Consider the following 14,430-nt stretch of genomic DNA (forward strand, 5'->3'; position numbering starts at 1 on the left):
CATAGATTTCTTATATTCTTCTTTCTAGAAAGTCTATTGCAACCTCTTCATCTGTAAAATATAGTGTTCTATCTTTAACTTTCATAGAACTTTCATGACCACGACCAGCAATTAGAACAATATCATTCTTTTTAGCAATTGAAAGTGCCTTTTTAATTGCAGCAGGTCTATGTATTTCTACAGAATAATTATCAGAAGATATACCACTTTTAATGTCATTTATAATCTCTTCTGGATTTTCATTTTTAGGGTTGTCTGTAGTAATTATAACGTAATCACTTAAATCAGTAGCAATTTGTCCCATAATAGGGCGTTTATCTCTATCACCATTGCCTACACATCCAAATACAGTTATTATTCTTCCATCGGTATAAGATTTTACTGTATTTAATATTTTTTCTATAGCATCAGGAGAATGGGCAAAATCTATTATTATTTTATAATCAATAGGATATTCCTCACATACATATTGAAATCTACCTTCAATTATAGGAAGATTTTCAAGAGAGAATTTTATTAAATCCAAACTTACGCCTTCCAAAATTCCTACCATAGAAGCAGCTAAAGCATTATGAATATTATATAATCCTGCTATTTTTAAATTAATAGGTAAAGAATTCTCTTTATAATTAAGATAAAATGAGGAACCTTCTAAGGAAGAATATAATATTTTAGCGCTTATTGAAGCGTTATTTTTAAGTGAGTAAGTGTAACGATTTTTAAATTCAATTAAAAGTGATTTACCATACTCATTATCTATATTTATAATTGAATTCTTAGAATTTATAAATAGAATTTTTTTAGAGTGATAGTAGTTATAAAAATTTCCATGAAAATCTAAATGATCATGAGTTATATTAGTAAATACCCCATGTTCAAAAGTAATTCCGTATGTTCTCTTTAAAGCTAAGGAGTGAGAGGAGATTTCCATAATGCAGTGAGTAATATTATTGTCTACCATTTCTCTTAAAAGTTTATGAAGTTCTAAAGATTCAGGGGTTGTTTTATCTGTTTCAATTTTTTTATCACCTATATAATTACATATAGTACCTATTAATGCTGTTTTAAATCCTGCATTTTTTAAAATATTTCTTATCATATAACTAGTAGTAGTTTTTCCGTTAGTACCGGTTATTCCTATTATCTTAATATAATTTTTAGGATTACCATAGTAATTAGATGACATAATAGCAAGGGCTTCTCTTGTATCATCTACTTTAATTACTGTAATATGAGGGGAAATTTTAATGTTTTTATTGGTTATTATAACAGTTGCTCCTTTTAGTACAGCATCATTTATATATTTATTACCATCATCTAATGTTCCATTTATACATATAAACACATCATTAGAAATTATATTTCTAGAGTCGTATTTTAATTCATTTATAGATATATCTAAAGTTCCTTGAACTAATAAGTACTCTATTCCTATTAAGATATTTTTTAATATCATACTCTCACCTTCTTTTATTTACATATTATTATGGTGTAATTATATATCTCATATAAATTTATTTATGGAAAATGTGATTTTGATAAAATAACTTACCCCCAATACATTATAATAAATAATAAAATTAAAGAAGTTAAAAAATTATAACATTAGTATATGTTTTTAAGTATGATATTATTTCTATAATTATCATCTATTATATAAACGTTCTATAGTATAGATATACCATGTTGATCTTATTATATTTTTTAGAATAAACGTTATTTTTAAGTATTCTAATTAGCGCTATTAAATGCACAGTGCCAAGTTCATAATTATGAACTGAGCATTGTGCATTATTTTAAGTTGTAAATTGTATAATAGATAAGTTTCTGTAATTGTAATTTAAAAATATTTTAGCAAGTAAGCATATTTGTATAAGGATTAAGCTTTAATGTAATGACTATATTATAGTTGAAATTTTATGTTGTAAGTATTAGCACTTTATTTTTATCTTCATTCAATATATCTTCAACTATTATGGAGTTACTATTAATTCTCTCTCCACTTTTCATGTGAGTTAAGAAAGTTTCAACTCCATCTAGTGGAAAAGTTAGGCGAGGAGTTTTATAATGCATAGGTATAGTTATCTTACTTTGAATTGAGTTTGCGATATTAGCAGCTTCACTGCCGCTTATGGTATAGTTTCCACCTACAGGAATGAGAAGTATATCTACATCACCAATCATATCTAAGTCTTCAGCTGTTAATAGATGACCTAAATCTCCTAGATGGCAAATTTTATATCCATCCATTTCAATTATGAAAATTATATTTTCTCCACGCTTTGCTCCTTTAACCTCATCATGGAAAGATGGTATTCCTCTAATGGGAATATCACATTCATTAAAAAAGCCTACTTTATCTATGATTTTAGCTTCATTACCGATTACTTTAATGTAATTATGATCAAAGTGATCATGACTTATGGTAATTACATCTACTCTACCTTTAAAAACAGTATATCCTACAGTTTCGTCAAAAGGGTCTGTAAGAAGTTTTCTACCATCACTATCCTCAAGTAAAAAAGAAGCATGGCCAAGCCAAGTTAATTTCATTTTCATCTCTCCTTATAAATTATTTATTTTACATTTCCTTGTTAAATTTATCTTAATTATAGTATAGGATATAAATAATTGGAATTATTATAAATATTTAGGTAAAAGATTTTTAAGTTTATAAATAAAAAGTTTTTCTGTATTAATTGAAAAATTTAACTAAATATGTAATTTAATATCAGTTTTATTAAAGATTAAACCATATTTCATTTAATTATTAGCATTATTTTAAATATTATACTTGCATAAAACTCTAAAAAAGATATAACTTTATTCTTATTAAAATTAGTGAAAATGATACATAAAAACTGCAAGGGAGTTTTTGACTACCCCTTAAATATTTTAAGAATATTATAAAGTACAATTAAATATTTTCAATGTATTTAATTCTTAAAATAATAAAATAAATATTTTTGGGGGAAAATATAATGATAGATAATAGAAAAAAGCGTAGATGTCGTAGCCTTAGGCTTGTAGGAGAAAGGCAGTCAAATAGTTCTGCTAACGATATAAGGACAAGCCCTAATATTACTCAAAGTGAAACAACTATCTCATATTTTAAAAGATATATAGTAATGGGATTTAATAATTCTGGAGTTACTGGATTTAGTGGTTATGCTTATTCTAATGATAGAGGTAATACTTGGATTGATGGTGGTGAAGTATCATCTGTAGCAGGTAGTGCTACTGCAGGTGATCCAGTTCTGTCAGTAGATTCTGAGGGAAGATTCTATTATACCCATTTAGGAACCACAGGAGGTAACACTTTTATTCAAACTTCTATTGGCATTATTAATGAAACTACTAAAGCTGTAAATTTCAATACAGCTATAAGAATAAGTAACGGCACAAATGATGACAAACCGTGGGGAACCATCGGTGCTGATTTCAATAGACCTGGACAAGAAGCATTATATGTTGCTTGGACTGATTTTAATACTAATCAATTAATGTTTTCAAAACTATCAACTGGTACCAATCCACAAGTGCTTATTGCACCACAAGCAATAGCTAATGAAGTTAATTTTGGTGCTAATATTGTAGTTGATAAAGATGGAACAATATATGTTTTTTATGAAAATCGTGCTGTAACGCCAAGAACTCTAAGAATGGTTAGATCTACAAATGGTGGATTTAACTTTAGTTCACCTACTACAGTGGAAAACATTACGCCTGCATTTACAAATATAGTTCCTGTTATAGAAAGTGGCGTACTAGTAAATAGAGAAGTAATTATAGTTGAACTAAATAGGAAATATATAAGAACTTTTGAAATTCCTTCAGCAGCTATAGGACCAGATGGGGTTATTTATGTAGTTTGGAATGACGGAAGAAATCAACCTACTACTGGAGATGATATTTATATGGCCTATAGTGAAAACAAGGGAGTTAATTGGACTTTGGTAAGAGTAACTGATAATATAGCACATGAAATTCAACCTTCAGTTGCTGTTGATTGTCATGGTGCTCATATTCAATATACTCGTTTTGATGCTTCTAATGGCACAATTGGTCTTGGAAATAGTACTTTTGCATTATTTAAAAAGACATTCTCTCTTGAAAATGGATTAGGTCCAGAAACAATGGTAAGCACTTCCTTCTCACGAGTACCTGATAATGGATTACGTCCAAGTGGAACAGGAAATATATATACTAATTTTGATCCACGTGTAAGACCATTTTATATGGGTGAATATAATCAAATTATTATAGGACCTGGAAATACGCTACTCCATTCTTGGAGTGATAATAGGCATGATCCTATTAATGGAAACAATCCAGATGTTTTCTTTATACAAACAAGATCTACAAATCCACTTGGAAATAGTGAGCCTTGTGACTGTGATAAACATCATGAACATCATGATTGTGATGAGAATAATTATGGTAATAAAAATAAGATAGAAAATGAGTTCAATCCAATCAATATATTTGCACCACAAATTACCGTAAAATGTGAAGAAAAAGAACACTGCGATTATCATCATAGAAGAAAAGAGCATAGGTGCTGTCAGAAATATTATGATGGAATGGATTATCTGAGTATAGATTAAGTATTATAAAATTATTAATTTTAAAAATAGTTATAAAATCATCTTATAAAAAATTATAAAATTTAATTATAATCCACTCAAAGCTAGACAATTGACTATTTAATATAAGACTATTGACGTATATGTCAGTAGTCTTTTTATGAAAAAAGTAATTACAGTATTACATTAATATACTTTCTTAAATATCTTGAATATTTAAGATAAAAAAAGGATAGAAATAAATTGACAATAAAAATTTACTGTACTATAATTGATATAAAATTAATTTAGAAAATTTTAAAAGGCTAAGATTAGGAAAAGTACTTTAACAAGTAACTTACAGAGAGTGAGGATTTGGTGAAACCTCATAGTGATGGTTAAGGGAAAATCACCTAGGAGCTGAAGACTGAATTTTAGTAAGTTTGTCCGTATTTCTGCGTTAAAGGATAGAACATGTTAGTGTTTGAGTTTATGATATTACCATAGGTGGTATAGCGAAGTTCACTTCGTCCTATTTAGGACGGAGTTTTTTATTTTTTAAAATATATTTCATTATAGGAAGTATATATTGTGTTAATGATAATAATGAGGATTAATCTTATTATCGTTAGTATAGATTACAATAAAATATAGATTAAATATTAGGAAGGAGATTTACTATGTATAAGAAAATTGATTCTTCAAAGAGTTTTATGGATATTGAATTAGATGTATTAAAACTTTGGGAAGAAAAAAACGTAATTCAAAAGAATTTTGATTCAAATGAAGATGGTGAATATTTTACATTTTATGATGGTCCTCCAACAGCAAATGGTAAGCCTCATATAGGACACGTTATAACAAGAGTAATGAAAGACATAATTCCAAGATATAAGGTAATGAAGGGCTACAAGGTTTTAAGAAAAGCAGGATGGGATACCCATGGTCTTCCTGTAGAACTTGAAATAGAAAAGAAGCTTGGAATCTCAGGTAAACCAGAAATAGAAAAGTATGGTGTGGAAGAGTTTGTTAAACAATGTAAGGAAAGTGTATTTACATATGTTGAAATGTGGAGACAAATGTCTGAAAGATTAGCTTATTGGGTAGATATGGATGATCCATATGTAACTTTCCACAATGATTACATTGAATCAGTTTGGTGGGCATTAAAACAAATGTGGGATAAAGACTTAATTTATAAAGGTCATAAGATAATGCCATATTGTCCAAGATGTGGAACTACACTTTCATCTCATGAGGTTGCACAAGGATATAAGGATGTTAAAGATAGCTCCGTATATGTTAAATTCAAACTAAAAGATGAGAATAAATATGTATTAGTTTGGACAACAACTCCTTGGACATTACCAAGTAACGTAGCATTAGCGGTAAATAAAAAATATGATTATGTAGAAGTACTGCACAATGAAGAAAATATAATACTTTCAAGAACACTTTTAAATAAACTTGAGGGAGAATATGAAATTGTTGCGGAATTCAAAGGAGAAGCTCTACTTGGAAAAGAATATGAGCAAATGTTTAAATTTGAAACTCCAGAAGAAAAAGCATTCTATATAGTTCATGCAGATTATGTAACATTAACAGATGGTACAGGTATAGTTCATACAGCGCCTGCATATGGGGATGAGGATAACCAAACAGGTAAGCGTTACAATCTTCCAATGATAAACTTGGTTGATGCAGAAGGAAAATTTGTTGAAAAGGTAACTCCTTGGGCTGGTATCTTTGTTAAAAAAGCAGATGAGAAGATTGTTGCTTACTTAAAAGAGAACAATATTCTTTATAAAGGAGAAAAATTCCTACACTCATATCCACATTGTTGGAGATGTGATACACCACTTCTTTACTATCCAAGAGAGAGTTGGTTTGTAAGAATGTCTTCTGTTAGAGATCAATTATTAGAGAATAATAATAAAATTAATTGGATGCCAGATAACGTAAAAACAGGAAGAATGGGAAAATTCTTAGAGAATGTTATTGACTGGGGTATTTCAAGAAATAGATACTGGGGAACTCCACTTCCAATTTGGGAATGTGAGTGTGGTCACAGAGAAATGATAGGAAGTGTTAGCGAACTTCATGAAAAGGGAATAAATGTACCAGAAGGAATAGAGCTTCATAAGCCATATATAGATAACGTACATTTAAATTGTCCAAAATGTGCTAAAGAAATGACGAGAGTAGAAGAAGTTATTGACTGTTGGTTTGATTCAGGTTCAATGCCATTTGCTCAATATCATTATCCATTTGAAAATAAACAAATATTTGAGTCTAATTTCCCAGCACAATTTATATCAGAGGCAGTTGACCAAACAAGAGGATGGTTCTATACATTACTTGCTATATCAACAACTGTTTTTGAGAGAAATCCATTTGAAAATTGCATAGTACTTGGACACGTTTTAGATAAAGATGGATTAAAAATGTCTAAACATAAAGGAAATGTATTAAGTCCATTTACTGTACTAGAAAATCAAGGAGCAGATGCATTAAGGTGGTATTTCTATACAGCTAGTGCACCATGGCTACCTTCAAGATTTTATGAAGATGCAGTTATAGAAGCTCAAAGGAAATTTATAGGAACATTATGGAATGTTTATTCTTTCTATGTTCTATATGCAGAATTAGATAAATTTGATCCAACTAAGTATGAAGACTTTGTATCAGAAAACATAATGGATAAGTGGATGATGTCTAAACTTAATACTTTAGTTAAAAACATAGATGAACATTTAGAAAACTATAGAATCACTCAAGGTGCTAAAGAACTTGAAGATTTTGTAGATCAGCTTTCTAACTGGTATGTAAGAAGAAATAGAGCAAGATATTGGGTTGAAGATCTAACAGAGGATAAAATAGGAGCATATATGACTTTATATAGAGTATTAACAACTTTAGCTAAAGTAGCTTCTCCATTTATACCATTTGTTACAGAAGAGTTATATCAAAATTTAGTAGTTAATTTTGATAAAAATGCTGAAGAAAGTGTTCATTTATGCAAATGGCCTGAGTACAGAGAAGATTTAGTAGATAACTCATTAGAGATGGAAATGGATAAAGCATATAAAATAGTTAAGCTTGGAAGAAGTGCAAGAAATGGTGCTAATATTAAAAATAGACAGCCGTTATCTAAGATGCTTGTTTCAATAGGAACACTTCCAGAATATTATGGAGATATAGTTAAGGATGAACTTAATATAAAAGAAGTAGAACTTGGTGCTGACATTTCAAAATATGTTAACTTTCAAATAAAACCAAACTTACCTATACTCGGAAAAGCTTATGGTAAATTAATACCTGGTATAAGAAAAGCTATCGGTTCAATGAATCAAATGGAGCTTGCACAAGCTATAAACAATGGTAAAATTGTTAACATTAATGTAGATGGAACAGAGATAGAGTTAACATCTGAAAATCTACTTGTGACAATGCAAGGTTTAGAGGGATATGCTTTTGCAGGTGAAGGAGATATAGGAGTTGTACTTGATACTAATATTACAGATGAACTTAGAGAAGAAGGTCATGTAAGAGAAATATTAAGTAAAATTCAAAATATGAGAAAAGAAAGTGGCTTTGAGGTTGCAGATAAGATTAACATATATGTATCTGGAAATGAAATGCTTGAAAATATTATTAGAAAATTTGAAGAGCAAATTGCTAAAGATACATTAGCTGTTGAGATAGTGTATAATGCAGACTCTAATTATCAAGAAGTTAAGATAAATGGAGAAAGCTTAAACCTTGCTGTAGAAAAGTTAGCTTAAGAAATTAAAATAAGTTATTTTATTTGGCACGCTTTAAACCTTATTAATCAGATTCAAATTTGATTAATAAGGTTTTTTACATAGTAATATAAATTATAAAATAATGAAAAATTGATAATTATAGTTGAATTTAATTCACTTAATTTAAATAACAACTGTAGAACTAGTTTCAATATAGAAAATTACTGTGTAACTTCAAAAAAGAAATCAATTTAAAGCTTCTCCTATAAAGGAGAAGTATCTATAATTCTCCATTGCCCATTGTCAATTCTTCATTGTATAAGGTATGCTAGTAGTAAATTCTATATATTACAAAAGTGTAAGTACTATGAACATAAATGTAAGCTAAAAAAATTGTTAAAGAATTAAAAGTAATATAAAATTAATGGATAGACGATGAATTTGAATTTTTAGGAGATGACTAAGATATGCAAGACCCAATAAAATTTATAGCAATACTACTTATAGCTAACATACCATTATTTGTATTCATATATTTTAGTTTCTTTTCAAAGAAGAATAGAAGAGGCAAAGGAAAACACAGGAATAAGACCCAAAGACATTTGTTATTATTAATATTTACATACATAATTATATTAGCTATAGAGTTTATATCAGTATATAAACTATTACAGGTAATAAAATAAACAAATTTTTAAAATAGTATATATAAAATATATCCAATTGATTTTTAAGAAAAGTGGTTGATCACTTTTCTTTTTTATATTGAAAAAATAATATTGTAGTTATTAATATGCAAAATTAACAGGCAAAATAAGAAAATTATAACAATTATAAAAAAATATAGGAGCGTTTTATTAGAATTTGATTAAAATTTAATAAACAATAAAACTTTTTATCTTTAAAAAGCGTCTATATTATAGAGAAGAAAAATTACAAGTTTAAATTTATATTTATTTAAATGTAATTCATTTGTAACCAAATAAATTGCCCAATATATTATAGTTAAGTTAAAGATTGGGTGTAAGGAGAGGATAATATGTCAGAACTATTAATTATTTCTACAATAGTAATTTCAGTTTTAGCCTATACATTTTCAACAGTCTATTTTAAAGAAAAAGAAATTGAAAGATTAAGCTAATAGTTAACATAGAATACATTTTATTAGGAAAAACTATTGTAAATTATGTTTCTATAACTTACTATAAATAATAAAGCTTAATTTATAATAGGAGTGATTAACGTGGCGGCTTCAATAAAAGATGTAGCTAAAGAAGCGGGAGTTTCAATAGCAACTGTTTCTAGAGTTTTAAACGGAATAAATGTTGTAAACGAAGATACGAAAAGAAAAGTATTAGATGCAATAGACAAACTAGGATATAGACCAAATATTTTAGCAAGAAGTTTAAAGACACATAGGTCAAGTACAATAGGAATAATAATTCCTGATATTGCAAATTCTCTTTTCCCAGAAGTGGTTAGAGGTGCAGAGGATGTTGCAAATATTTATAACTATAACATAATGCTCTGCAATACAGATCTGGACTTAGAAAGGGAAAAAGAAAGCTTTAGAATGCTAAAAGAGAAGATGGTAGATGGGGTTGTTTATATAGGTAATGCTCTTGTAGATGAAGTTGAAGAGCTTATTAATGAACTTGAACTACCAATTGTATCTGTAGGTACAGGTGATAAGAAGGGTAAATACCCAAGTGTAACTATAGATAATTATAAAGCTGCATATGATGCAACTAATTATTTAATTGATAAGGGAAATAAAAAAGTTGCTTTTATAGGATTCTTCCCATCAATGTATGGTGGAAATTACGAGAAACTTTTCAAAGGTTATAAAAGTGCAGTAGAAGAAAAACTTGAATTTGATGAGTCTCTAGTTTATTTCTCTTCCTTAAATGCTCAAGAAGGATATAAAGGTATAAACACTATACTTGAGAATAATGAAGTAGATGCTGTATTTTGTGGAAGCGATGAAGTAGCAGTAGGTGTTATTAATGCGTTGAGAGAAAGAAATATATCTGTACCTGGTGACGTAGATGTTATGGGATTTAGTGATACGGATTTAGCCTCTATGTATTATCCAACCTTAACAACTATATCTCAGCCACTTTATGATATGGGATCAATAAGTATGAGATTACTTATAAAAATAATAAATAAGGAAGAAATAGATAAAAAATACTTCGTTCTACCTTATGAAATAATAGAGAGAAACTCTTGTAAATAGAAGGACTTTCCTTTAAAAAGTATTTTCTACAAAAAAATATTTTAAAAGTTTTTAAATGTTTTAAGAAAATAAATGAAAGTCTTGCAGTAGACAATATAAGTTAACAGGATTTGCGCAAGCAAATCCTGTTTTTGTTTAAATTTAGTGTAAGCTTAAATAATTTAATAACACAATTTTAAGAATTTATAGAATTTACAAACAAAATCTTAAAGTAGCACATTTATAGATATACCAGTTCTAAAATTATTTATTCTTGAAGTGATACAATCACTTNNCATTGTGAATTGTGAATTGAAACATTCAAGGGTGTAGCTATATTCAGCTATACACTAATTTTTAAAGTAGTTTATCTATATAGATGTTAGTTGTAACAATCCAGTAAAGCTCTAGTTATCCAGTTATAAGAAATATCTGATTTATCATAATTAAAAACCTATAAAAATTTTATGATTAATTCAATTAAGTATATTTTTAAATAATTTGTTTATATAAATATGGTCAGTAAAAAAATTGTATAAGGGGAATGGTAATATGAAGTATTTGGTAAGTGCAGCTGGAGGAAATACTACAGTAATTCAACTTATTGAAAATTCACAAACTAGAGAATGGTATAGCAGTAATGGCAATGAATTAATAAAAAAGTATGATAATTTTGAAGTTGAACAGTCTGGTTTTCTTATTCCAAAGGATTTACATTTTGAAATGGCTGGAGGTGAGTTTTGTGGAAATGCTTCTCGAGCTGCAGCAGCAGTTTTTTCAATATTAAGAAAAGAATCAATAGTTGACTTTACTGTTTCTGGATTTAATGGTATTGTTCATTCAACTGTAAATAAATATTCCGATAATGAATATAATGTTGAAAGTATATTTAATGGAATGAATATACTTTCAAAAGAAGTTAAATTTTCTAATGGTACACAAGCATTTTTAGTTGATCTTGGTGGAATCGTTCATATCGTTATTGAGGGGGAATTACCTAGTAACTATAAAGATATTCATAAGGAAGTTACTAGTGAATTAGGCCTTTTAAGCAGAAGTGCTGTAGGTGTAGTTTGGTATACAAAGAGAGAAAATAAACAAGTGAAAATTCATCCTATTATTTGGGTAAATCAAGTCAATACCTTTTATTATGAAACTTCATGTGGATCTGCTTCCATTGCAGTTGCTGTTGTTACTGGTATAAATGAAATTGAGCAAGTAACAGGAGAATTCATATTAACTAAAATCTCAAAAGAATTTGTATCATTAAAAAGCAAAATAAAAGTACTTTATATTGAGTAAAAATTGGCATCATTAAAGTTATTACATTTTGACTTAGGCTTTTAATAAATAGAAAAATGGATAAGAAAATTTTCTTATCCATTTTTCTATTTCGTAGAATTTAAATTTTTATTGGTATAATATAGAACTTTTTTATATTATAATCTTTCTAAATTTAAAGCTTCAAACTCTGCAATTTTTTCATTTTCAATTACTGATTTTCTAGTAGCTTGGTTATTTTGCTTTGTAAAAGTTAATTTTGTTGCTAGTGGTGGAAGAATTGTTCCAGCACCGCCTATACATCCACCTTCACACATCATACCTTCTATGAAATTTCCTGGTAATCGCCCAACTTTAGCCAATGACATAGCCTTTTTTATTTCCATAGGGCCACTAACTTTTACAGGTTTAAATTCTACATTTACATTTTGACTTTTAATATAATTCTCTATAGCAGCAGTTAATCCACCAGCAGCGGCAAAACCTCTACCATAAATTGAAGCACCATCTACATTAGAATCCTCACATTTTTCAGGATCCATATCGAATGCATCTAATAGTGCAGATAATTCTTCAAAGGTTAGAGCATAATCTATAATATCTTTTATAGGTTCTCTTCTTATTTCAGACTTTTTAGCAGTACATGGTCCTATAAATACAATTTTAGCCTCACTATCTAAAGATTTTATATATCTACCAGTGGCTATCATAGGTGAAACCGTTGTAGATATATGAGCTGTTTCAGTAGGAAATTTTTTTTCAATATAACTAAAGAAGCCTGGACAACAAGAGTTGGTCATATATTTATCACCATTCTCCATTTTATGAATAAATTCTTTACTTTCATGGGCAGTTACTACATCTGCTCCACAAGCAGCCTCATACATTTCTATAAATCCTATATTCTGAAGTGCAGTCTTTATTTGGCCCATTGATACTTTGGCGCCAAATTGCCCTGCAATTGCTGGAGCAACAATAGCATACATTTTTTCACCATGAGATATTCTTCTTGCTACAGGTTCAATTAGACTTTTATCAGAGATAGCACCAAAAGGACATGCAGTCATGCAGGCACCACATTGGATACAATCTTCATTTTTAATCATAGCTTGCCTATCTGTTGCTACAGAAAGTGCACCTGTAGGACAAACTATTTTGCATGGTCTTAAGACCTCAGAAATAGCTTCATAAGGGCATTGTTTTTTGCAAAGGCCACATTCTTTGCAAAGCTCTTGATTTATATAAGCTTTTCCACCTACTCGAACCATCGCTTTAGTAGGACAGACTTCCATGCATTTATGTGCAATACATCCTCTACAGGCTTCAGTTACAGTAAACTTGTTAATAGGGCATTTATCACAAGCAGCCTCTATAACATATATAATTTGATCATCATTTTTTATGTCTACAAGATCATCAAGGCTTTCACCAGAAGGTAAATAACCTGCAGCGAGTTTAGCTCTTTGTCCTACAATAGCTCTTTCTTTATAGATACAGCATCTATACTGAGGTTTATCTTTGTCTACTATACATTCGTGAATTTTTCCTAATTCTTCAAGTGTTAATTTGTTCTTTTTTGCTAAAATAGCAATACTTTTTAAAACATCATGTTTAACTTTTTTTAAATGTGTTTCAAAAATAAACATATACCTAATCCCCTTTAAATAATTTTATACCCATATAGTTTTAGTAATGAGGATTTCACCCTCAAGATTTCTAGATATATTATAACATAAAATCGTTAAAAAAATAACAAAATTTGAATGAAAAAAATCTAGAGTTGACGGAAAATTTTCATTTTTCTGAACTGTTCAGTTAAAGCATAAAACAAGTAATAAAATTTGAAGGATAATGCAATACAAGGCAAGAATAGAGGGAATTTATGACGAATTATTGTTATAAGTTTTTTTATAATTAAAAAAGTAGTACAATATTATAGATGTACTAGTTGTAAAACTAACGTATACATAAAAATAGTTGCTATTTTTAGTTCTCTAATTATAGCTATTTAATTCACAACTTAATTCAATTCACAATTCACAATTGTGGATATTTCTCAGTAAAACTGAGGAATTTAGAATTGATTCTCTTTGAAGTAACGTAGTCACTTCTTATAAAGAAACTAGCAGTTGTAGTATTTCCATAGTACTAGTTAAATTTATTGGTGTTGTTCCGAGCTATACTGTACCTCAGGGGAGCCGTAAAGGGCTTCACTATTGTTACCCAGAGGTGGAAAACTAGCAATAAAATTGTTAGCAAAAAACAGTTAAAGAAATTAGTTTGATTAAAACTAATTTCCACCATAATTGTCAATTGTCCATCGTCAATTCTCAATTGACTAAGTTGTGCATTAATTTTTAAGATAGTACTGTATATTGTAAAATCTTTTACAATATTATTGACATAAATTATAATGTAATTAAAGTTAGAAATTTTGAAAAAATAAATTCTAACTTATTTTATGACATACTAAGTTAGAGGAGTCATTGATAATACAACTATCAATGGAAGTTATGAGCTTGCTATAAAAATATTTGTAGTATATTTAAATGATTGTTTTAAAGGATTTATTATAAAAAATTAAAGTAGTTTACATAGAGTGAATAGTAAAATTGGAGGG

Annotated in this window: 7 protein-coding genes and 1 other annotated feature; of the genes, 4 read left to right on the plus strand and 3 right to left on the minus strand. The window is 28.6% G+C overall.

Annotation, left to right across the window (positions count from 1 at the left end; all coding sequences use genetic code 11):
* Positions 1-10: 10 nt before the first annotated feature.
* Entirely contained in the window at positions 11-1,456 is a 1,446-nt protein-coding gene (locus B3603_RS08340; protein WP_291563204.1) for a UDP-N-acetylmuramoyl-L-alanyl-D-glutamate--2,6-diaminopimelate ligase, read from the minus strand.
* Between the two features lie 461 nt (positions 1,457-1,917).
* The gene (locus tag B3603_RS08345; RefSeq protein ID WP_291563208.1) at positions 1,918-2,553 is read right to left on the minus strand and encodes an MBL fold metallo-hydrolase; all 636 of its coding nucleotides are present in this window, start codon (positions 2,551-2,553) and stop codon (positions 1,918-1,920) included.
* A 428-nt stretch (positions 2,554-2,981) separates the two neighbouring features.
* On the opposite strand from B3603_RS08345, the gene B3603_RS08350 reads away from it, so the two are divergent.
* The 4 genes from B3603_RS08350 (at position 2,982) to B3603_RS08365 (ending at position 11,831) form a co-directional block, all read left to right on the plus strand.
* The gene (locus B3603_RS08350) at positions 2,982-4,607 is read left to right on the plus strand and encodes an exo-alpha-sialidase (protein WP_291563210.1); all 1,626 of its coding nucleotides are present in this window, start codon (positions 2,982-2,984) and stop codon (positions 4,605-4,607) included.
* A gap of 277 nt (positions 4,608-4,884) precedes the next feature.
* Positions 4,885-5,103: a binding site (T-box leader), on the plus strand.
* Positions 5,104-5,245: 142 nt separating this feature from the next.
* The gene (gene ileS, locus B3603_RS08355; protein ID WP_291563213.1) at positions 5,246-8,350 is read left to right on the plus strand and encodes an isoleucine--tRNA ligase; all 3,105 of its coding nucleotides are present in this window, start codon (positions 5,246-5,248) and stop codon (positions 8,348-8,350) included.
* A 1,204-nt stretch (positions 8,351-9,554) separates the two neighbouring features.
* The gene (locus B3603_RS08360) at positions 9,555-10,550 is read left to right on the plus strand and encodes a LacI family DNA-binding transcriptional regulator (RefSeq protein ID WP_291563217.1); all 996 of its coding nucleotides are present in this window, start codon (positions 9,555-9,557) and stop codon (positions 10,548-10,550) included.
* A gap of 531 nt (positions 10,551-11,081) precedes the next feature.
* Positions 11,082-11,831 (plus strand): hypothetical protein, encoded by a 750-nt coding sequence (locus B3603_RS08365; RefSeq protein ID WP_291563219.1) that lies wholly within the window; start codon positions 11,082-11,084, stop codon positions 11,829-11,831.
* Positions 11,832-11,968: 137 nt separating this feature from the next.
* Here the strand turns inward: B3603_RS08365 and B3603_RS08370 are convergent, their stop codons facing one another.
* Positions 11,969-13,456 (minus strand): 4Fe-4S dicluster domain-containing protein, encoded by a 1,488-nt coding sequence (locus tag B3603_RS08370; RefSeq protein ID WP_291563222.1) that lies wholly within the window; start codon positions 13,454-13,456, stop codon positions 11,969-11,971.
* Positions 13,457-14,430 lie beyond the last annotated feature (974 nt).

The organism is Clostridium sp. UBA2485, from assembly GCF_002341865.1.
Classification (GTDB): Bacteria; Bacillota; Clostridia; order Clostridiales; family Clostridiaceae; genus Clostridium_J.